This is a genomic window from Streptomyces sp. NPDC050164 (genome assembly GCF_044459945.1).
GTDB lineage: Bacteria > Actinomycetota > Actinomycetes > Streptomycetales > Streptomycetaceae > Streptomyces > Streptomyces coeruleorubidus_A.
The window spans coordinates 62102-83138 of sequence record NZ_JBITJK010000042.1 but is presented as its reverse complement, the minus strand read 5'-3'; the positions used below and the strand labels follow the sequence as shown (position 1 = coordinate 83138).

The 21037-nt window shown below is 72.3% G+C and carries 18 protein-coding genes; 13 read left to right on the top strand and 5 right to left on the bottom strand.

Annotated elements, in window-relative coordinates; genetic code table 11:
- Both ACIBNA_RS37425 and ACIBNA_RS37420 read left to right on the top strand, forming a co-directional pair.
- Positions 1 to 1010, top strand: a 1010-nt coding sequence (locus ACIBNA_RS37425) for a hypothetical protein (RefSeq protein ID WP_399169675.1), incomplete at its 5' end; no start/stop codon positions are given.
- Positions 902 to 1633: a tetratricopeptide repeat protein gene (locus tag ACIBNA_RS37420; protein ID WP_399169674.1), complete on the top strand. Its 732-nt coding sequence runs from the start codon at positions 902 to 904 to the stop codon at positions 1631 to 1633. The genes ACIBNA_RS37425 and ACIBNA_RS37420, both read left to right, overlap by 109 nt.
- A 66-nt stretch (positions 1634 to 1699) precedes the next feature.
- On the opposite strand, the gene ACIBNA_RS37415 is transcribed toward ACIBNA_RS37420, so the two are convergent.
- Positions 1700 to 2992, bottom strand: a complete 1293-nt coding sequence (locus ACIBNA_RS37415) for a DUF1015 family protein (protein WP_399169670.1) — start codon at positions 2990 to 2992, stop codon at positions 1700 to 1702.
- 72 nt (positions 2993 to 3064) lie between these two features.
- On the opposite strand from ACIBNA_RS37415, the gene ACIBNA_RS37410 reads away from it, so the two are divergent.
- The 4 genes from ACIBNA_RS37410 to ACIBNA_RS37395 all read left to right on the top strand — a co-directional run bounded on the left by ACIBNA_RS37410 (position 3065) and on the right by ACIBNA_RS37395 (position 7132).
- Entirely contained in the window at positions 3065 to 4096 is a 1032-nt protein-coding gene (locus ACIBNA_RS37410) for an HAD hydrolase-like protein (RefSeq protein ID WP_399169669.1), read from the top strand.
- Between the two features lie 107 nt (positions 4097 to 4203).
- Positions 4204 to 5247, top strand: a complete 1044-nt coding sequence (locus ACIBNA_RS37405; RefSeq protein ID WP_399169667.1) for a FecCD family ABC transporter permease — start codon at positions 4204 to 4206, stop codon at positions 5245 to 5247.
- Positions 5244 to 6284 (top strand): FecCD family ABC transporter permease, encoded by a 1041-nt coding sequence (locus ACIBNA_RS37400; protein WP_399169666.1) that lies wholly within the window; start codon positions 5244 to 5246, stop codon positions 6282 to 6284. The genes ACIBNA_RS37405 and ACIBNA_RS37400 overlap by 4 nt, the downstream gene beginning before the upstream one ends.
- The gene (locus ACIBNA_RS37395; RefSeq protein WP_399169665.1) at positions 6281 to 7132 is read left to right on the top strand and encodes an ABC transporter ATP-binding protein; all 852 of its coding nucleotides are present in this window, start codon (positions 6281 to 6283) and stop codon (positions 7130 to 7132) included. Before ACIBNA_RS37400 ends, ACIBNA_RS37395 begins: the two co-directional genes overlap by 4 nt.
- Here the strand turns inward: ACIBNA_RS37395 and ACIBNA_RS37390 are convergent.
- A complete protein-coding gene (locus ACIBNA_RS37390) occupies positions 7125 to 7472 on the bottom strand; it encodes an SCP2 sterol-binding domain-containing protein (RefSeq protein WP_399169664.1) in 348 nt (115 codons plus the stop codon). The genes ACIBNA_RS37395 and ACIBNA_RS37390 overlap by 8 nt on opposite strands.
- A gap of 42 nt (positions 7473 to 7514) precedes the next feature.
- On the opposite strand from ACIBNA_RS37390, the gene ACIBNA_RS37385 reads away from it, so the two are divergent.
- From ACIBNA_RS37385 to ACIBNA_RS37365, 5 genes are all read left to right on the top strand, one after another.
- Positions 7515 to 7811, top strand: a complete 297-nt coding sequence (locus tag ACIBNA_RS37385; protein WP_399169663.1) for a hypothetical protein — start codon at positions 7515 to 7517, stop codon at positions 7809 to 7811.
- A 7-nt stretch (positions 7812 to 7818) separates the two neighbouring features.
- Positions 7819 to 8634: a TlyA family RNA methyltransferase gene (locus tag ACIBNA_RS37380; protein WP_399169662.1), complete on the top strand. Its 816-nt coding sequence runs from the start codon at positions 7819 to 7821 to the stop codon at positions 8632 to 8634.
- Positions 8631 to 9536 (top strand): NAD kinase, encoded by a 906-nt coding sequence (locus ACIBNA_RS37375; RefSeq protein WP_274815293.1) that lies wholly within the window; start codon positions 8631 to 8633, stop codon positions 9534 to 9536. The genes ACIBNA_RS37380 and ACIBNA_RS37375 overlap by 4 nt, the downstream gene beginning before the upstream one ends.
- Before the next feature lie 166 nt (positions 9537 to 9702).
- Positions 9703 to 11421: a DNA repair protein RecN gene (gene recN, locus ACIBNA_RS37370; protein ID WP_399169673.1), complete on the top strand. Its 1719-nt coding sequence runs from the start codon at positions 9703 to 9705 to the stop codon at positions 11419 to 11421.
- A 211-nt stretch (positions 11422 to 11632) separates the two neighbouring features.
- A complete protein-coding gene (locus ACIBNA_RS37365) occupies positions 11633 to 12778 on the top strand; it encodes a glycosyltransferase family 4 protein (RefSeq protein WP_399169661.1) in 1146 nt (381 codons plus the stop codon).
- A gap of 55 nt (positions 12779 to 12833) precedes the next feature.
- On the opposite strand, the gene ACIBNA_RS37360 is transcribed toward ACIBNA_RS37365, so the two are convergent.
- Entirely contained in the window at positions 12834 to 14477 is a 1644-nt protein-coding gene (locus ACIBNA_RS37360) for a PucR family transcriptional regulator (protein ID WP_399169660.1), read from the bottom strand.
- Between the two features lie 104 nt (positions 14478 to 14581).
- On the opposite strand from ACIBNA_RS37360, the gene ACIBNA_RS37355 reads away from it, so the two are divergent.
- Positions 14582 to 15538, top strand: coding sequence for an LLM class F420-dependent oxidoreductase (locus ACIBNA_RS37355; RefSeq protein WP_399169659.1), 957 nt, complete (start codon positions 14582 to 14584; stop codon positions 15536 to 15538).
- Here the strand turns inward: ACIBNA_RS37355 and ACIBNA_RS37350 are convergent.
- Positions 15525 to 16907, bottom strand: coding sequence for an FAD-binding oxidoreductase (locus ACIBNA_RS37350; RefSeq protein ID WP_399169658.1), 1383 nt, complete (start codon positions 16905 to 16907; stop codon positions 15525 to 15527). The genes ACIBNA_RS37355 and ACIBNA_RS37350 overlap by 14 nt on opposite strands.
- Before the next feature lie 70 nt (positions 16908 to 16977).
- Positions 16978 to 18780 (bottom strand): glycoside hydrolase family 15 protein, encoded by a 1803-nt coding sequence (locus ACIBNA_RS37345; protein WP_150480027.1) that lies wholly within the window; start codon positions 18778 to 18780, stop codon positions 16978 to 16980.
- A 520-nt stretch (positions 18781 to 19300) separates the two neighbouring features.
- Between ACIBNA_RS37345 and ACIBNA_RS37340 the strand changes: the two genes are divergently transcribed.
- Positions 19301 to 20959 carry a CTP synthase gene (locus ACIBNA_RS37340; RefSeq protein WP_399169672.1) on the top strand — a complete coding sequence of 553 codons (1659 nt, stop codon included), beginning with the start codon at positions 19301 to 19303 and terminating at the stop codon, positions 20957 to 20959.
- Positions 20960 to 21037: the final 78 nt, after the last annotated feature.

Below are 21037 nucleotides of genomic sequence, written 5' to 3'. Positions count from 1 at the left end.
TGATCGTGGTGACCGTCCCTCGTTCCGGCGTGATGATCGTGGTGACCGTCCCTCGTTCCGGCGTGATGATCGTGGTGACCGTCCCTCGTTCCGGCGTGATGATCGTGGTGACCGTCCCTCGTTCCGGCGCGACGACCGTGGGGAGCGTCGGGACGAGCGTGGAGATCGGGGCGATCGGGGCGGGTTCCGGCGTGACGACAACCGTGGTGGCGGCTACGGCCGGCGCGACGACCGTGACCGAGGGCCGCGCAGGGACGACGACCGTGGGCAGCGCGGTGGCTTCCGACGGGATGACCGTCGGGACGACAGGCGTGACGACCGTCGTGATGACAGGCGTGAGGGCGACCGCGGCGGGTTCCACCGCCGTGACGACCGCGGAGAGCGCCGGGACGACCGGGACCGTGGCTTCCGCAGTGACGACCGGGACCGTGGCTTCCGTGGCGACGACCGGGATCGCGGATTCCGGCGCGACGGTGACCGCGGTGGTTTCCGGGGTCGTGACGACCGTCGGGATGACCGCCGTGACGACCGCCGAGACGACCGTCGGGATGAGCGTCGTGACGAGCGCCGTGGGGACGACCGCGGTGACCGTGGCGGTTTCCGGCGCGACGATGCCCCCCGGGGCGGGCGTGGCGATTTCCGGCGGGACGACGGTCCTCGTCGCGAGCGTGGTGAGTTCCGTCGGGACGACAGCCGTGGCGACCGCGACACCCGTGGCGACCGTGGCGGCTTCCGGAGCCGGGACGACCGTGGTGGGCGCGGGCCGCGCCGCGACGATCGCGGTGGGCGGCCCGGGGGCTTCCGGGGCCGTGACGACCGGCGTGACGACAGGCGCGACGACCGGCGTGGCGGTGGCCGCTTCCGTGACGAGCGCGAGCGGGATCGGGAGCCCATCAAGCGGCTGCCGATCCCTGAGGACGTCACGGGCGAGGAGATCGACAAGGACGTACGGCAGGAGCTGCAGAGCCTGCCCAAGACGCTCGCCGACGACGTCGCCAAGAACTTGGTGATGGTCGCCCGGCTCATCGACGAGGATCCCGAGGGGGCGTACGCCTACTCCAAGGTGGCCCTGCGACTGGCTTCGCGTGTCGCCGCCGTACGGGAGGCGGGCGGCTTCGCCGCGTACGCGAACCAGAAGTACAGCGAGGCTCTCGCCGAGTTCCGGGCCGCTCGGCGCATGACCGGGAACGCGGACCTGTGGCCTGTCATGGCCGACTGCGAGCGCGGTCTCGGGCGGCCGGAGAAGGCGCTCGACATGGCCGGGGCACCCGAGGTGCACAAGCTCGACAAGGCCGGGCAGGTCGAGATGCGGCTCGTCGCGGCCGGTGCGCGGCGGGATATGGGGCAGCTGGACGCGGCCATCGTGACGCTTCAGAGCCCGGAGCTGGCCTCCAACTCCATGCAGCCGTGGACCGCTCGGCTTCGGTACGCCTACGCCGACGCGCTGCTGGCCGCCGGCCGGGAGCCTGAGGCGCGGGAGTGGTTCGCGAAGGCCGTGGAGGCCGACCGGGACGGCAGCACGGACGCCTCGGACCGGCTCGCCGAGCTGGACGGCGTGGAGTTCATGGACGCCCTGGCCGAGGACGAGGACGAGGGTGAGCGCGGCGACGCCGCCGAGGAGGAGAAGGACTGACGTTGCGTAAGAGGGGGCGGATTCCGGTCGGGATCCGCCCCCTTCGCGTGTCAGAGGTCCAGCGCTTCAGAGGTCCAGCGCGCGCAGCACCAGGCCGGAGGCCGGCTTCGGGCCGAACGACGTCGACTTGCGCGGCATGGTGACGCCCTGCCGGGCCAGGTCGCGGACAACATCCTCGTGGACCGGGTGCATCAGGATGGCCGTACCGCCGTCGCGTTCCGCCTTCGCGACGGTGGCGGCCGCGTCGTGGATGTAGGTGATGTGCGCGGGGGAGTCCTCGGGGATGCGCCAGACGTGGTCGAGGAGCGTGGCGTGCAGGACCGTCGCGTCGAGGGTGCGCCAGGCGGTGGGACGGTCGGCGGGGATCGTACGGGCCAGGAGATCCGGGTCCGGGTGGTCGACGATGTGGAAGGAACCGTCGCCGGCCAGCAGGAACGCGTTGCCCGCGCAGGCCGCGTCCGCCAGTGTCTCCAGGGCCTCGGACAGCGGGAGTTCGAGGCGGCGCACGCGGAAGTGGCCGTCCAGGGCGGCCACGGCGTCGCCGACCGGCAGGTCGTGGAGGAGGCGGTGGATGGCGCGGACGCGGAGGGGATAGCGGGCCGTGTCCACCAGCAGGACCAGGCCGTGGTCCCACGGGCTGGGGGAGGGGTGCTCCGTGCGGAGGCGGCGGTAGGTCGCCCAGCGGTGGTGGCCGTCGGCGATGAGGGCCTGGTGACGGGACAGGTCGGTCTGGACGGTGGCCAGGTCGGCGGGGGCGGTGACCGACCACAGGCGGTGGCTGAAGCCGTCCTCCGTGGTGGTCGCGAGGAGCGGGGGCTTTTCGGCGGTGCGCTCGATCAGGTCCGCCGTGGCGGTCGTCGAGTCGTCGCCGCGGTAGGTGAGCAGGAGGGGTTCGAGGTTCGCGGAGGTGGCCCGCATCAGGGCCGCGCGGTCGGCGACGATGTGCGGCATGACGTCCTCGTGCGGCAGCACCACCTGCTCGGCCGGATCCGACACACGCAGGGCGCCGATGACGCCGCGTTGGAGCATGCCGTTGCCGTCCCGCTGCTCGTAGACGTACAGGCCGGGGTCCGGGTCGGTGGTCAGGACCCCCTCGGACAGCCAGCGGCGCAGGGTTTCGGCGGCCTGGTCGTTGCGGGCGCTCGGGGTGGCGGCCTGGGGGAGGATCAGACGGACGATGTTGTGCGGGTCGGCGGACTCGAGATGGTGGACTCCGTCGGGGCGGACGACGACGTCGTACGGCGGGGACGTCACTGCGGCCAGGCTGCCGACCCGGTCGGGGTCGTATCGAAGGCCTCGGAACGGGGTGAGTTCCAGGCCTCGGCGTTCCGTTGCTTCCGAGTGACCTGCTGTGTTCATCCCGGCATCGTACGGGTGTCAGTGGCATGGGGGATGATCGGGGGAAAGCCGTCGAACGAGGAGCGATGCGGGATGAGCCGGAGCGTCAGGACGAGGCCCGAGGGCAGTGGGCAGGCCCTGAGCGAGGCGTACGACACGGCGCTGCTCGATCTGGACGGTGTCGTGTACGCGGGCGGGAGCGCGATCGCGCACGCGGTCGAGTCGCTGGCCACGGCCCGGACGGGCGGGATGCGTCTGGCGTACGTCACCAACAACGCGCTGCGCACTCCGGACACGGTGGCCGAGCACTTGACCGAGCTCGGCATACCGACGGGCGCGGACGACGTCATCACCTCGGCGCAGGCGGTCGCGCGGCTGATCAGCGAGCAGGTGCCGCAGGGCGCCCGCGTGCTGGTGATCGGCGGTGAGGGGCTGCGGGTGGCGCTGCGCGAGCGCGGGCTCGTGCCCGTGGAGTCGGCGGACGACGATCCGGCGGCGGTTGCGCAGGGGTACGGCGGTCCCGAGCTGCCGTGGGGTCGTTTCGCGGAGGCCAGTTACGCCGTCGCGCGCGGTGTGCCCTGGTTCGCCTCGAACACCGACCTGACGATTCCGAGCGGGCGGGGCATCGCGCCGGGCAACGGCGCGGCGGTGGAGGTCGTGCGGATCGCCACGGGCGCCGAGCCGCAGGTCGCGGGCAAGCCGCTGCCGCCGATGCACCGGGAGACCATCCTGCGGACCGGGGCGAAGCGGCCGCTGGTGGTGGGGGACCGGCTGGACACGGACATCGAGGGCGCGTTCAACGGGGACGTCGACTCGCTGCTCGTCCTGACCGGGGTGACCGACGGCGCGCAGCTGCTGGCCGCGCCGCCGCAGCACCGGCCGACGTATGTGGACGCCGATCTGCGGGGGATGCTCAGCGGCCAGCCGGTCGTCGCCGTGGCGGACGGCGGTGGGTTCCGGTGCGGTGGCTGGACGGCGACGGCCGGTACCGACCGGCTGGAGCTCGACGGGGACGGCGAGGCGCTGGACGGGCTGCGTGCCTTGTGTGCCGCGGCGTGGACGGCGGCCGGTGCGGGTGTGTGTGAGCTGGACGGGGGGAAGTCGCTGGCGAGGCTGGGTCTTTGAGTGCCGGTTGGATCCGCGGTGCGCGGGCACGCTCCGGCCGGGCGTCCGTGGCGGCGGCCGGGTTCCGGAATCGAGATCGGATGGCAGGGTAGGCTAACCTAACCTGCGTGTTGGTCGACAGTCCCCCCGAACAGCGCGCGGAGACCGCCCCCGCGCCCCCGACCCGACGGGCGATACGGGCCTTCGGGCTCCTCCTGGTCGTCGCGATCCTGGTGCTCGTCGCGCTGGCGAGTATCGCGATCGGAGCGAAAGAGCTGTCCCTCGGGCAGGTCTGGCACGGCTTGTTCGAGGACTCGGGGACGTACGGCGACGTGGTCGTAGCGGAGCGGCTGTCGCGGACCGTGCTCGGGCTGCTCGCCGGCGCCGCCCTCGGTCTGGCGGGAGCCGTTCTCCAGGCGCTCACACGCAACCCGCTGGCCGACCCCGGACTGCTCGGCATCAACGCGGGCGCGTCCGCCGCGGTCGTCACGGCCATCACGTACCTCGGGATCACCTCGCTCAGCGGCTACGTCTGGTTCGCGTTCTTCGGCGCGGCAGCGGTCGGGGCGCTGGTGTGGTTCCTCGGCGGCAGCCGGGGCGCGACGCCGGTGCGGCTCGCGCTCGCCGGTACGGCGATCAGCGCCGCGCTCTACGGCTACCTCCAGGCCGTGATGATCATGGACGACGCGGCGCTCGGCAAGATGCGGTTCTGGACGATCGGTTCGCTGTCCGCGGCGAACGACTCGACCATCCGGCAGGTCCTGCCGTTCCTGTTGGCCGGTGTGGTCCTGGCGCTGGCCCTGTCCCAGCCGCTCAACGCCATGGCCATGGGCGACGACACCGCCAAGGCGCTCGGCGCCAACCTGAACCGGACGCGGGCGCTGTCCATGCTGGCCGCGACCGTGCTGTGCGGGGCGGCGACCGCGGCCTGCGGGCCGATCGTGTTCGTCGGGCTGATGGTGCCGCACGTCGTGCGTTCCTTCACCGGGCCCGACCTGCGCTGGATCCTGCCGTACGCGGCGATCCTGTCGCCCGTGCTGCTGCTCGGTGCCGATGTCCTCGGCCGGATCGTGGCCCGGCCCGCGGAACTCCAGGTGGGCATCGTCACCGCGATCCTCGGCGGACCGGTGTTCATCTATCTCGTACGACGGCGGAGGACGGCGCAGCTGTGAAGACCACCAACCGTGCTGTGAGGACCCCGGGCGGGCTCTCCGTACGCCTGGACGTGCGGGCCTTCACCGTCGTGCTCCTGCTGCTGGTCGCGGCGCTCACGGCGAGTGTCGTGCTCATCGGCACCGGCGACTTCCCGATCCCGGCAGCCGACGTGCTGCGGACGCTGTTCGGCGAGGGCAACACGGGCCAGGAGTTCATCGTCAACGAACTGCGGCTGCCGCGGGTCCTGGTCGGGCTGCTGGTCGGCGCCTCGCTCGGGCTCGGCGGCGCGCTGTTCCAGTCCATCTCCCGCAATCCGCTGGGCAGTCCGGACGTGCTGGGCCTCGGGCAGGGGGCGACGGCCGGCGCGCTCACGGTGATCGTGCTGTTCTCCGGGAGCGCGAACCAGGTCGCCGCCGGCGCGCTGGTGGGCGGCCTGGTGACCGGCCTCGCCATCTATGTGCTCGCCTGGAAGCGGGGCGTGCACGGATACCGGCTGGTGCTGGTCGGTATCGGCGTCTCCGCGATCGTCACGGCGGTCAACGGCTATCTGCTCACCAAGTCCGACATCGTGGACGCGGCCCGCGCGGTGGTGTGGATGACCGGATCCCTCGACGGCCGTGACTGGGCCCAGGTCTGGCCGCTGCTCGGGCTGTGCGCCGTGCTCGTGCCGCTCGTCCTGGTCAACGCGCGCGGGCTGCGGATGATGGAGATGGGCGACGACGTGTCGTACGCCCTCGGGGTGCGGGTGGAGCGGGTACGGCTGCTGCTGATGGTGGCGGCCGTGCTGCTGACCGCGTCCGCGACCGCCGCTGCCGGTCCCGTCAGCTTCGTCGCGCTCACCGCGCCGCAGCTGGCCCGGCGCCTGACCCGTGCGCCCGGCCCGAACCTGCTGGCCTCCCTGTTCATGGGTGCCGCCCTGCTGGTCATCGCCGACTGGCTCTCGCAGCGGGCGTTCGGCGCCGAGCAGTTGCCCGTGGGCGTGGTCACCGGCGTGCTCGGCGGTGTCTACCTGCTGTGGCTGCTGGTCACCGAACGCAAGGCGGGCCGGATATGAGCAAGAACCGAAGGAGCACCGTGAACCGTCTGTCCGCCGAGAACGTCACCCTCGCCTACGACCAGCGGGTGATCGCCGAGCAACTGTCGGTGGAGATACCCGACAACTCCTTCACCGTGATCGTCGGCCCCAACGCGTGCGGCAAGTCGACGCTCCTGCGGGCGCTGTCGCGGATGCTCAAGCCCAGCGAGGGCCGGGTGCTGCTCGACGGTCAGGCCATCCAGTCGATGCCCGCCAAGAAGGTCGCGCGGACCCTCGGTCTGCTGCCCCAGTCGTCCATCGCGCCCGACGGCATCACCGTCGGCGATCTGGTGGGCCGCGGCCGCTACCCGCACCAGGGCATCCTGCGCCAGTGGTCGACCGAGGACGAGCGGGTCGTTCAGGAGTCCATGCGGCAGACCGGCGTCGCCGAGCTGGCCGAGCGTTACGTCGACGAGCTCTCCGGCGGTCAGCGCCAGCGCGTGTGGATCGCCATGGCACTCGCCCAGCAGACGCCGTTGCTGCTGCTCGACGAGCCCACGACGTATCTGGACATCCAGCACCAGATCGATGTGCTGGACCTGTGCGCGGAGCTGCACGAGGAACAGGGGCGCACGCTCGTCGCCGTGCTGCACGACCTGAACCACGCCGCCCGTTACGCCACGCACCTCATCGCCCTGCGCGAGGGCCGGGTCATCGCCGAGGGCGCGCCGAAGGACATCGTCACGGCCGAGCTGGTCGAGGAGGTCTTCGGGCTGCGCTGCCAGGTCATCGACGACCCGGAGACGGGCACGCCGCTGGTCGTGCCGGCGGCGCGGAAGGCACGCGTCGGGGCAGGGGCCGGGGCCGGGAAGGTGGCCGCTACATAAGCTTCCTGAGCTGGAGCAGGTCTCGCACGCCCGCGTGCAGTTTCACCCGGCCCGAGCCCCAGGCCTTGGCGAAGTTCAGCTCGCCGTCGACCAACGCGACCAGGTCGTCACCGGTCATGGCCAGCCTGATCTCGGCCTTGTCGGGCGGCGGGCCCTGGACCGTGTCGCGCACCTCGATCCGCCCGCTCCGCATACGGCCGACGAAGGTGACGTCCAGGTCCGTGATGTGGCAGCTCACCGAACGGTCCAGGGCCGCGGCCTCGCGGACGTTCCCTTCGGCGTGCTGCATGTTGTCGGAGAGCTTGTCGAGTGCGCTGCGGCACTCCTCGATCGTGGCCATCGCGATCGACGGTACCGCAGCGGTTCGCGGTAGCGTCGGGGCATGGAAGACGCAGTTCCCGAAATGCCGGTGGTGGAGGAAGAGCCCGAGCCGGCGCCGGAGCCGGCGCCCGAGGACGACCCCGCCGCCCCCGCCCCGCTGAACGTGCCCCGCACCCCCACGGGCGACGCCGACGTGGACGCGGCCCTGGACCGGCTCGGTGACGCGGACCACCTCGCCACGGACGGACACGTCGAGGTGTACGAGGATGTACACCGGGGGCTGCGCGACGCGCTCACCGCGCTCGACGCCCGCCCGGGACCTCCGGCGCCCCCATCGACGTACCGACAGGGGAGCTGAACCGAACGTGGCAGGAGTCGCACGCCGCCGTCTCGATGCGGAGCTGGTCCGCCGGAAGCTCGCGCGCTCGCGTGAGCATGCCGGCCAGCTGATCGCCGCCGGGCGGGTCTCCGTCGGCAAGACCGTCGCGACCAAGCCCGCCACGCAGGTGGAGACCGCGGCCGCGATCGTCGTCGCGACCGACGACAGCGATCCCGACTACGTGTCGCGCGGCGGCCACAAGCTCGCCGGCGCGCTGGCGGCGTTCGTGCCGCAGGGCCTGGTCGTCGAGGGGCGCAGGGCGCTCGACGCCGGCGCGTCCACCGGCGGTTTCACCGATGTCCTGCTGCGGGCGGGCGCCGCCCATGTCGTCGCCGTGGACGTCGGATACGGACAACTCGCATGGTCTCTTCAAAACGATGAACGCGTCACCGTCAAGGACCGTACGAACGTACGCGAATTGACACTTGAAGAGATCGATGGGAAGCCTGTGGATCTTGTCGTGGGGGATCTGTCCTTCATCCCGCTCGGGCTGGTCCTGCCCGCCCTGGTGCGGTGCGTGAAGCCGGACGCGGACCTGGTGATGATGGTCAAGCCGCAGTTCGAGGTGGGGAAGGAGCGGCTGGGCAGCGGGGGAGTCGTACGCAGCCCCCAGCTGCGGGCCGAGGCGGTGACGGGGGTGGCCCAGAAGGCCTGGGGACTGGGGCTCGGGGTGAAGGGCGTGACGGCCAGTCCGCTGCCCGGGCCGTCGGGGAATGTCGAATACTTTCTGTGGCTGCGGGCCGGGGCACCGGAACTGGACCCGGCCGATGTCGACCGTGCAGTTGCGGAGGGGCCGCGTTGACCGAGAACCGAGCTCGTACTGTTTTCCTGCTCGCCCACACAGGCCGGCCCGCGGCCGTGCGCAGTGCCGAGCTCGTGGTGAAGGGGCTGTTGCGCTCCGGGCTGGGCGTGCGCGTCCTGGAGGCAGAGGCGCGTGACCTGCCGCTGCCGGACGAGGTGGAGCTGGTCGGGGAGGCCACTCCGCAGTGTCTCGACGGGTGTGAGCTGCTCATCGTGCTGGGCGGTGACGGCACGCTGCTGCGCGGTGCCGAGTTCGCGCGGGCGTCGGGCGTGCCGATGCTCGGCGTCAACCTCGGGCGGGTCGGGTTCCTCGCGGAGGCCGAGCGGGACGACCTCGACAAGGTCGTCGACCGGGTGGTGACCAAGGCGTACGAGGTCGAGGAGCGGATGACCGTCGACGTCGTGGTGCACCGCAACGGGGACATCGTGCACACGGACTGGGCGCTGAACGAGGCGGCCGTGCAGAAGGTGTCCGCCGAGCGGATGCTGGAGGTCGTCCTCGAGATCGACGGGCGGCCGGTGACGGGCTTCGGCTGTGACGGGATCGTGTGCGCGACGCCGACCGGGTCGACCGCGTACGCGTTCTCCGCGGGTGGGCCGGTGGTGTGGCCGGAGGTCGAGGCGCTGCTGATGGTGCCGATCTCGGCGCATGCCCTGTTCGCGAAGCCGTTGGTGACTTCGCCGGATTCTGTGTTGGCTGTGGAGGTTCTGCCACATATTCCGCCGGGGGTTCTGTGGTGTGACGGGCGGCGGACTGTGGAGTTGCCGCCGGGGGCGCGGGTCGAGGTGCGGCGGGGGGCTGTGCCGGTGCGGCTGGCCCGGCTGCATCATGCGTCGTTCACGGATCGGCTGGTGGCGAAGTTCGCATTGCCGGTTTCCGGGTGGCGGGGGGCTCCTCACTAGCGGTTTGTGGGGGGTGGTTGCGAAGCGTCGGCGGGTGCGGGTGGTTTGTGGTTGTTCGCGCAGTTCCCCGCGCCCCTTTTGGGCGATCCACTCTCGTGGGTGACAAGGGCAGGCCAGTCGCAATCCTTGGCTCGGACCTCGTAAGGTCGTGTCCGTGTTGGAGGAGATGCGGATACGGTCGCTCGGTGTGATCGACGACGCCGTTGTCGAGCTGTCGCCCGGGTTCACCGCGGTCACCGGTGAGACGGGTGCGGGCAAGACCATGGTGGTCACCAGCCTCGGGTTGCTGCTGGGCGGGCGCGCGGACCCGGCGCTCGTGCGGATCGGGGCCGGGAAGGCCGTCGTGGAGGGGCGGATCACCGTCCCCGACGACGCCACGGCCGCCGTACGCGCCGAGGAGGCCGGGGCCGAGCTCGACGACGGGGCGCTGCTGATCAGCCGTACCGTTTCCGCCGAGGGGCGCTCGCGGGCGCACCTGGGCGGGCGCAGCGTGCCCGTGGGGGTGCTCGCCGAGCTCGCCGACGAGCTGGTGGCCGTGCACGGGCAGACCGACCAGCAGGGGCTGCTCAAGCTGTCCCGGCAGCGGCAGGCGCTCGACCGGTACGCGGGCGACGCGGTCGCCGTGCCGCTGGCCAAGTACGGCGAGGCGTACAAGCGACTGCGGGCCGTCTCCGACGAGCTCGACGAGATCACCACGCGCGCGCGTGAACGGGCCCAGGAGGCCGACATGCTGCGCTACGGGCTCGACGAGATCGCCGCCGTCGAGCCCCGGGCCGGTGAGGACGTGGAGCTGGCCGAGGAGGCCGAGCGGCTCGGGCACGCCGAGGCGCTGGCGTCGGCCGCCGCGGTCGCGCACGCCGCGCTCGCGGGCAATCCGGAGGACCCCGAGGGCGTCGACGCCGGGACGCTCGTCGCGGGCGCGCAGCGGGCCCTGGACGCCGTACGGTCGCACGACCCGGCGCTGGCCGCGCTCGCCGACCGCATCGGGGAGATCGGGATCCTGTTGCGCGACGCGGCCGGGGACCTGGCCGGTTATGCCGACGATCTGGACGCCGATCCGCTGCGGCTGGCGGCCGTCGAGGAGCGGCGGGCCGCGCTGACCGGGCTGACTCGGAAGTACGGCGAGGACATCGCCGCCGTGCTGGCCTGGGCCGAGCGGAGCGCCGCCCGGCTGACCGAACTCGACGGCGACGACGAGCGGATCGGGGAGCTGACCGCCGAGCGGGACGCGCTGCGGGCCGAACTGGGCGGGCTCGCACAGGCGTTGACGGACGCACGGACGGAGGCCGCCGAGCGGTTCGCCGCGGCCGTGACCGCCGAACTGGCCTCGCTCGCCATGCCGCACGCGCGCGTGTCCTTCGACATCCGGCAGACCGAGGACCCGGACGGCGTCGAGGTCGGCGGCCGTCCGGTCGCGTACGGGCCCGCGGGTGCCGACGAGGTCGAGCTGCTACTGGCCCCGCACCCGGGCGCGCCGCCGCGGCCGATCGCCAAGGGGGCGTCCGGTGGTGAGCTGTCCCGCGTGATGCTGGCCGTGGAGGTCGTGTTCGCGGGGACGGATCCCGTGCCGACGTATCTCTTCGACGAGGTCGACGCCGGTGTCGGTGGCAAGGCGGCGGTCGAGATCGGCCGGCGGCTCGCGCGCCTGGCGAAGACCGCGCAGGTCGTGGTCGTGACCCATCTCCCGCAGGTCGCCGCCTTCGCCGACCGGCAGTTGCTGGTCGAGAAGACGAACGACGGGTCGGTCACCCGTTCCGGTGTGAAGGTGCTGGAAGGGGAGGAGCGGGTCCGGGAGCTGTCCCGGATGCTCGCCGGCCAGGAGGACTCGGAGACGGCCCGGGCGCACGCGGAGGAGCTGCTGGCGACGGCTCGGGCGGATGTGTAGCGCGGGAGCGGTCGCGTAGCTGTCGTGGGATGCGCCGATCTTCACTCGTGTGGGTGACCCGGACCGGCGCATCTTCCCGATGACGCGCCCCACTGTCGCGCCGCCGGGCTTCGGGCGTTCCCGGAACCGGCATATGTCCTGGCATCCTTGGCGGAGGACGCGTGGGAATCCTGCGCGGTGACCGCCCGACCCGAACCAGGAGCCCGGCCACGTGACCCCCGTGAGCAGCCACTCACCGCATGGCCAGTCGCCGTTGCGCACCGTGCAGGTGCTGGGCGGAGGCAATGCGGCCAGCAGTGCGCATGTCCGCTCCCTGGCCGCGGGGCTCGTCGCACGGGGCGTGAAAGTCACGGTGTGCGCCCCCTACGAGGCGGATCGCGCCTATGACTTCAGCGGTGTCGGGGCCGACCATGTGCATGTGCCGCGCAGCAGTGACCCGGTGTCGGTGGCGGCCCTGCGGGCGGCCTGTGCCGACGCCGATCTGGTGCACGCGCACGGGCTGCACGCCTCGTTCCGTACCGTCCTCGCGCTCAGCGGGCGGCGCGTGCGGACCCCGTTCGTCGTGACGTGGCACGACCGGGCGCATGCCGACGGGGCCCGCGCCCATCTGCTGCGGGTACTGGAGCGCCGGGTCGTGAAGGCGGCCACCGTGGTGCTGGGGACGACCTCGGCGCTCGTGGACCGGGCGCGGCGGACAGGGGCGCGGGACGCACGGCTCGCTGCCGTCGCGCTGCCCGGCCCCCGCAGGCCCGTGGAGCCCGACGACCCCGACCGGCTGCGGCCCAAGGTGCGTGCCGAACTCGGCGCCATCGGAGGGCCGTTGCTGATGGCCGTCGGCTCCCTGGAGCGGCACCGCGGGTACGACGTGCTGCTGGACGCCGCGCGGGCGTGGCGCCGGCTCGACCCCGTGCCCCTGGTAGTGATCGCGGGCGAGGGGTCGCTGCGCGGCGAACTCCAGGAGCGGATCGAGAGCGAGGGGCTGCCCGTCCGGCTCATCGGGCGGCGCGACGACATCTCCGACCTGCTCGCCGCCGCCGACCTCGCCCTGCTGCCGAGCCGGCGGGAGGAGGCGCGCTCCGTCCTCGCCCAGGAGGCCCTCCACGCGCGCGTGCCGCTCGTCGCGACCGACGTCGGCGGCATCCCCGAACTCGTCGGTGACGCGGCCGAACTCGTCCCGCGCGGGGACGCCGAGGCGCTCGCCGGGACAGTCGTACGCCTGCTCGGCGACCCCGAGCGCCGGGAGCTGCTGAAGGGCAAGGGCACCCGGCAGGCGGCGACCTGGCCGAGCGAGGACGAGACGGTCGCCCAAGTGCTGAGCGTCTACGACGAGTTGACCCAGCCCCGGCCCCTCGCATAGCGCCCTCGGCTCCCTCGCCTGGAGCACACGGCCCCTCGCCCGGAGCCCCCGGGCTCTAGAGAACGTGCCTGCGGGCCCGCAGGGCGAGGCTGAGGGCCAGTACCGTCTGCGGGTCGTCGAGGTCCGTGCCCAGCAACTCCCCGATGCGCGCCAGGCGGTTGTAGAGGGTCTGCCGGTTGAGGTGGAGCTCCCGGGCGGTCTCCGCCTTGCGTCCCGCGTGGGCAAGGTAGGTCGACAGGGTGGGCAGCAGCGGGGGCCGGGAGCGCCGGTCGTGCTCCAGGAGCGGGCCGAGGGCCCGGTCGACGAAGGCGGCCAGGTCCGGATGGTCACGCAGCCGCCACAGCAGCAGGTCGATGTCCAGGCGCCGGGCGTCGTACCACGGCCGGTCCGGCAGGCCCTGGGCCGCCGTGGCCGTCTCGGCCGCGTGCCGCAGGCCCGACGCCGCGGCCGTCCAGCCGCCGGCCACCCCCACGACCACCACGGGCGGCGGCCCGCCCGGCCGCAGCATCCCGGCCCGTTCGACACCGGCCCGCAGCGCCGCCGCCACCCGGTCCGCGACCGTCGCCCGCTCCGGCTCCGAGCGCAACCCCAGCAGCACCAGCACCCGGCCCTCCGCCGGCCGTACCCCGAGCAGCACCGGCAAGCCCACCGAGGCCAGTTCCTCGGACACCGCCCGGGCCAGCACGGCCCAGCCTCCCCCCGGGGACAGGGCGTCCCCGAGCCGCATGACGACCGGCAGCAGCGGGCCGTCGCCCGGCCGGAAGCCCAGCACGCGCCCCTGCGCCGGGGCGTCCTCCGCCGTGACCCGCCCCTCGGCGAGATCCGTGAGGAAGTCGCCGCGCCCGCGCGCCGCCAGCTCCTCCTCCTGCCGTGCCTGCATCAGCACCACGGCCAGGATGCCCGCGGCCCGCTCGGCCGCCATCCGGTGCACCGGTGCCAGGGCAGTCCGTACGGGAAGCAGGACGAGCCGCGCACGCACGCCCCCGCTGCCGGGCCCGCCGCCCGGCACGTCCACCAGGACCGAGCCCGCGAGCGGCGGCTCGTCCCTGTGCTGGCCGCGCAGCCCTTCCCACACCTGGAGCGGATCCGCGCCCTCGGGACCGGCCCCGGCGGCGTACAGCAACTGCCCGTCCGCCGTCTCCAGGAAGACGGGGTTGCCGCCGAAGTCACCCAGGATGCCGAGGACTTGGGGCACCCCGCCGCCGCCCAGCAGGGCCTCGGTACACCGCCGGTGCACCTCCTCGGCCCGCTGGAGCAGTGCGTAGTGGCCGTTGACGATCTCGGTGTGGATCTCCTCCGTGACCGTGACGAAGGGCACCTCGCGGTGCAGCTGGACGAGCGGCAGTCCGGCTGAACGGGCCGTGTCGACGAGGGCGGCGGGCAGCCGGGTGAAGCGCGGGCCGAGCTCCACGACCAGGGCGGCGATGCCGCGCTCGGCCAGCGTGCGCACGAACGCCCGCTGTTCGGCCGGGCGGGTGCCGAGGCCGTAGCCCGTGGTCAGCAGCAGCTCGCCGCCCTTGAGGAGCGAGGCGATGTGCGGCACCTCACCGGCGTGCACCCAGCGCACGGTCCGCCCGAGCCGGTCGGCGCCCGCCAGCACCTCCGGCAGCCCGCTGCGCAGACCCGGCAGCTCCAGTGCCCGCTGCACGGTGATTCCAGCGCCTCGGGTGTCGTAGCCGCTGTCCGTCCCGCTGTCCATGTGCCGGACGCTACCCGCGCGGGTGCCTTCCGGACATCTCCGGAGCGGCCCCGGGACGATCACGCACGGGATTACCGCGTGATCGATCGGGTACGGGCGCGGTCATGGACATGAGCGTGGTCGCGGTAGGGCGGGAGGACGACAGTCCGGTCGAGGAGCCGTTGCGGGTCGCGATGCTCGCCGACCGGCTCGGCTACCGGGAGGTGTGGGCGGGCGAGGGACCGACGTGGGACTCGTTCGTTCTGGCGACGGCGATCGGCGCGGCCACCGGACAGGCGACGCTGACGGCCGGGCCCGTGCCGGTGTCGGTGCGCGACCCGCTCACCATCGTCCGGGGCGCAGCGTCCACCGCGGCCGTCACCGGCCGGCCCGTCGGCGTGGCCCTGGGCACGTCCAGCAAGAGGGTCGTCGAAGGCGTGCACGGCAGGCCGCGGACCCGGCCCGCCACCGCCCTCGCGGAATCGGCGGCGGCCGTGCGCGCGCTGATGGACAGCCGGCCGGGCGAGCCGATCGTGCCCGGCAGCGGCTTCCTACGCCGGCTTCCGCCGCCCGGAGGCATGCTCACCGTCGCGGCGTTCGGTGAACGCGCGGTCGCCGCGGCCGCGGGGCACGCCGACCGGATGCTGCTCGACCTCGTCTCCCCCGAGCAGGTCCGCATGCTGCGGGCCCGGATGCTCGCCGCCGCCGAGCGGGCCGGGCGCAGGCCGCCCCGGCTGGCCGCGTGGCTGCCCGCCGCCGTGGACCCGGAGCCGGAGACGCTCACGCAGGTCCTGCGCAGCGTCGTCGGCTATCTCACCGTGCCGGGCTACAGCGACATGTTCGTCGAGGCGGGGCTCGCCGCGGTCGTCGAACTGGCAGCCAAGGGAGCCGACCCGGACACCCTGCTGCGGGCCCTGCCGCCCGAGGCCGCGGACACGGTCGCCCTCGTCGGCGACCTCGACACCGTCCTCGCTCGCATCGACGCCTACGCCGAGGCCGGCCTCGACGAGATCGCCCTGGTCCCGGCCACGGCGGGAGACCCGGCGGGGGAGCGGACCCTCACGGCCCTCAGGCCGGCGTGATGTTGTGGTTGAAGCGGAACACGTTGTCCGGGTCGTGGCGCCGCTTCAGCTCCGCCAGCCGCCGGGTGTTCTCGGCGCCCAGACCCGCGACCACCCGCTCGGTGCCCTCTTCGCCGATGAAGTTCAGGTAGACAGCGCCGGTGCTCCACGGCCGCACGTCGGCGCGCACGTCCCGCACCCACCGCACGCACCGCTCGTCGTCCGCCGGGTCCTCCCAGATGCCGAAGGGATGCACCGCCCAGGGCGCGTGGCGGTAGGGCACGGGATACTCGCCCGGGCCGCCGGCGACCGCCCCGCCCTGCGGGAACAGCACGTGCTGGGTGCCGGTCGGCACCGGCATGGACTCGGCCCGGGCGCAGAAGACGTCCACGAAGTCGTCGGGCGCGCCCGTCAGGTACTCCGCCGACCAGTGGTTCCGCATCCCCGGCGGGTCGTCGATCATGCACTGGACGTCGGCGTAAGGCATCGCGCCGACGATCTCGGCCTCGTGCGGCAGCGCCAGCAGGGGCTGGGCGACCTTGCGCATGTCGTCCTCGCCGCCGGCGTACGTCAGCAGCAGACCGCACACGAGCCCGCCCACGAGGTGCTCGGGGACGAACTCCTCCGGCTGGCCGGTGAAGTAGATGACGCCACCGCCCGCCTCGTCGGGCCCGTTCGTGATCAGTTCGCGGTAGGTGCGCACCACCTCCGGGCCGTGTTCCGGCAGGTACAGCACCATCGCGATGGAGAACTCGGGCAGTTCGTGCAGCCGCAGCGTCATCGCCGTGGCGATGCCGAAGTTCCCGCCGCCGCCGTGCAGGGCCCAGAACAGGTCCGGGTTCTCGTCGGCATTGGCGTGGACAAAGGTGCCGTCGGCGGTGACGAGTTCCACGCCCAGCAGGTTGTCGACGGCGAGCCCGCAGCAGCGGTCGAGCCAGCCGGTGCCGCCGCCCAGCACGAAGCCGCCGACGCCGGTGGTGGAGGCACGGCCGCCGGTCGTCGCCAGTCCGTACGGCTCGGTGGCCCGGTCCAGGTGGCTCATCGTGGCCCCGCCGGCGACCCGGACCGCCTGGGCCGCCGGATCCACGATCACCTCGTGCATCCGGCGCAGATCGACCACCACGCTCCCGTCGCCCACGGCCATGCCCGCCACGCTGTGCCCGCCGCCACGGACCGCGACGGGCAGATCCAGCTCCCTGGCGAACCGCACCGCCCGCGCGACGTCGTCCTCGTCGGCGCACTGCGCGAGCACGGCGGGCCGCCGGTCGATCATGGCGTTGAAGACGGCCCGGGCCTCGTCGTAGCCCGGGTCGTCCGGAGCGAACACGTCGCCGGTCAGATCCTCGCGGAGCGCGGTGAGGGCCGCGCCCGCCTTCGAGAGGGAAGCCATGGCCGCCCCCTTCCGAAAAGGGGGTGATTGTCCGGTTCCAGTCTAGGGGGCCGCGACCGGTCGGGCCCGTTCAGCCCCCGTAGGCCCCCGAAGCCGTCAGACGCAGCGCCGTGTCGATCAGCGGCACGTGGCTGAACGCCTGCGGGAAGTTGCCGACCTGGCGCTGGAGGTGCGGGTCCCACTCCTCCGCCAGCAGGCCGAGGTCGTTGCGCAGCGACAGCAGCTTCTCGAACAGCTTGCGGGCCTCGTCCACGCGGCCGATCATCGCCAGGTCGTCGGCCATCCAGAACGAGCAGGCGAGGAAGGCGCCCTCGTCGCCGGGCAGGCCGTCGACGCCCTCGTTGTCGCCCTGCGTCGGGTAGCGCAGGATGAAGCCGTCCGGCGTGGACAGCTCCCGCTGGATCGCCTCGATGGTGCCGATGACGCGCTTGTCGTCCGGCGGCAGGAAGCCCATCTGCGGGATCAGCAGCAGCGACGCGTCCAGCTCCTTCGAGCCGTACGACTGCGTGAAGGTGTTGCGTTCCTTGTCGTAGCCCTTCTCGCACACGTCCCGGTGGATGTCGTCGCGCAGTTCCTTCCACCGCTCCAGCGGCCCGTCGGCGTCACCGGACTCGATCAGCTTGATCGTGCGGTCGACGGCGACCCAGGCCATCACCTTGGAGTGCACGAAGTGGCGGCGCGGGCCGCGCACCTCCCAGATGCCCTCGTCCGGGTCCTGCCAGTGGTCCTCCAGGTAGCGGATCAGCTTCAGCTGGAGCAGCGAGGCGTAGTCGTTGCGCGCGAGGCCCGTCATGTGGGCCAGGTGCAGGGCCTCGGTGACCTCGCCGTAGACATCCAGCTGGAGCTGGTGCGCGGCGCCGTTGCCGACCCGGACCGGGGTGGAGTTCTCGTAGCCGGGCAGCCAGTCCAGCTCCGCCTCGCCGAGCTCGCGCTCGCCGGCGATGCCGTACATGATCTGCAGGTTCTCCGGGTCGCCGGCCACGGCCCGCAGCAGCCACTCGCGCCAGGCGCGGGCCTCCTCGCGGTAGCCCGTGCGCAGCAGCGAGGACAGGGTGATCGCCGCGTCGCGCAGCCAGGTGTAGCGGTAGTCCCAGTTGCGGACGCCGCCGATGTCCTCCGGCAGGGAGGTGGTCGGCGCGGCGACGATGCCGCCGGTCGGGGCGTACGTCAGGGCCTTCAGCGTGATCAGCGAGCGGACCACGGCCTCGCGGTACGGCCCGTGGTAGGTGCAGTGGTCGACCCACTCGCGCCAGAAGTCCTCCGTCGCCTCCAGCGACTGCTCGGGCTCGGGCAGCGGCGGCGGCTCCTTGTGCGAGGGCTGCCAGGAGATCGTGAACGCGATCCGGTCACCCGGCGCGACCGTGAAGTCCGCGTACGTCGTCAGGGACTTGCCGTAGGTCTCGGCGGATGTGTCGAACCACACGGAGTCGGGGCCCGCCACGGCCACCGTGCGCCCCTCGTGCTTGTGCACCCACGGCACCACCCGCCCGTAGGAGAACCGCATCCTCAGCGCCGAGCGCATCGGGACGCGGCCCGAGACGCCCTCCACGATCCGGATCAACTGCGGGGCGCCGTCACGGGGCGGCATGAAATCGGTCACGCGGACCGTGCCCCGCTGGGTGTCCCACTCGGATTCCAGGATCAGCGAGTCACCGCGGTAGCTGCGCCGGGCCGCGGTGGGCGGCTGCTGGTCGGAGGCGTACGCGGGCCCGAGCCGCCAGAAGCCGTGCTCCTCGTTGCCCAGCAGGCCGGCGAAGATGGCGTGCGAGTCGAAGCGGGGCAGGCACAGCCAGTCCACTGTGCCGTCCCGGCAGACCAGGGCAGCGGTCTGCATGTCTCCGATGAGTGCGTAATCTTCGATGCGCCCGGCCACGTGCAACTCCAGTCGAACGGCCACGTCACCCCACGAGGGGGCTGTCGCTAGTGCGGTCAAGGGGGGTTTTCAGCAGTCTTGCAATCCGCCGTTGAGCGATGAAGCAAAACAGGTCGCTCTGCCGTGATGCAAAGTGCCAATTGTTGCTCAACGAACTGACGAGCTCACGTTGTTCCGGTGCTTACGGGCGGGGGGTGATTGCCGTGGGGCCGGGCGGGCTCGGCAGCGAGTGTCCGAGCAGGATACGACCTATGCAGATGATCTGGGTGCCGCTCCGGGCAAGGTGAGTACGCCGAAGGAGTGAGCAACGGGTGAGAGACCGGTGAGGGCGACCGTCTCCGTGTCGGCGCGTGCGCGGAGCGTGGCCGGAAGCCATCTCCCCGCGGCGCTGATACGCTGGTAGCCCGTGGACCGGTGGGCAGCAAACCCCCGAACCGCAGCGACGGCAACCCCCGGAAACTTCTCCGCAGGCAGCCGCACCGCACCCCCAGACCGCGACCACGGGAGCCCCGTCTTGGCCATGCCGCCCGCTGCTTTTCGTAACTCGACGACCAAGCACATCTTCGTCACCGGGGGTGTCGCCTCCTCGCTCGGCAAGGGCCTGACGGCCTCCAGCCTCGGCATGCTGCTCAAGGCCCGCGGTCTGCGCGTCGTGATGCAGAAGCTCGACCCGTACCTGAACGTCGACCCGGGCACGATGAACCCCTTCCAGCACGGTGAGGTGTTCGTCACCAACGACGGCGCCGAGACCGACCTGGACATCGGCCACTACGAGCGCTTCCTCGACCGCGACCTGGACGGCTCGGCCAACGTCACCACCGGCCAGGTGTACTCCACCGTGATCGCCAAGGAGCGGCGCGGCGAGTACCTGGGCGACACCGTGCAGGTCATCCCGCACATCACGAACGAGATCAAGCACCGCATCCGCCGCATGGCGACGGACGAGGTCGACGTCGTGATCACGGAGGTCGGCGGCACGGTCGGCGACATCGAGTCGCTGCCGTTCCTGGAGACCGTCCGCCAGGTGCGGCACGAGGTCGGCCGTGACAACGTCTTCGTCGTCCATATCTCGCTCCTGCCGTACATCGGCCCCTCGGGTGAGCTGAAGACGAAGCCCACCCAGCACTCGGTTGCGGCCCTGCGCAACATCGGTATCCAGCCGGACGCGATCGTGCTGCGCTGCGACCGCGAGGTGCCCACCGCGATCAAGCGCAAGATCTCCCTGATGTGCGACGTCGACGAGGCCGCCGTCGTGGCCTGCCCCGACGCCCGCTCGATCTACGACATCCCGAAGACCGTGCACGGCGAGGGCCTGGACGCCTACGTCGTCCGCAAGCTCGACCTGCCCTTCCGCGACGTCGACTGGACGACCTGGGACGACCTGCTCGACCGCGTCCACAACCCCGACCACGAGATCACCCTCGCCCTGGTCGGCAAGTACATCGACCTGCCAGACGCCTACCTGTCGGTCACCGAGGCGCTGCGCGCCGGCGGCTTCGCCAACCGCGCCCGCGTGAAGATCAAGTGGGTCACCTCCGACGACTGCAAGACCCCGGCGGGCGCCGCGGCGCAGCTCGGCGACGTCGACGGCATCTGCGTCCCCGGCGGCTTCGGCGACCGCGGTGTGCTCGGCAAGGTCGGCGCGATCAAGTACGCCCGCGAGAACAAGATCCCGCTGCTCGGCCTCTGCCTCGGCCTGCAGTGCATCGTGATCGAGGCGGCGCGGAGCCTGGCCGACATCGGCGACGCCAACTCCACCGAGTTCGACCCGGCCACCGCCCACCCGGTCATCTCCACGATGGCCGAGCAGCTCGACATCGTCGCCGGTGAGGGCGACATGGGCGGCACCATGCGGCTCGGCATGTACCCGGCGAAGCTGGCCGAGGGCTCGATCGTGCGCGAGGTGTACGACGGCAAGGAGTACGTCGAGGAGCGCCACCGGCACCGCTACGAGGTGAACAACGCCTACCGCGCCGAGCTGGAGAAGCGGGCGGGCATCCTGTTCTCCGGTACGTCCCCGGACGGCAAGCTCGTCGAGTACGTCGAGTACCCGCGCGACGTCCACCCGTACTTGGTCGCCACTCAGGCGCACCCGGAGCTGCGCTCGCGCCCGACGCGCCCGCACCCGCTGTTCGCCGGGCTCGTCAGGGCCGCGGTCGAGCGGAAGACTTCGAAGTAACACACCAGTTGTACGGTGGCCGGGGTGCATCCCTTCAAAGGGTGTGCACCCCGGTTTCTCTTTCGGCACGTCGGGCCC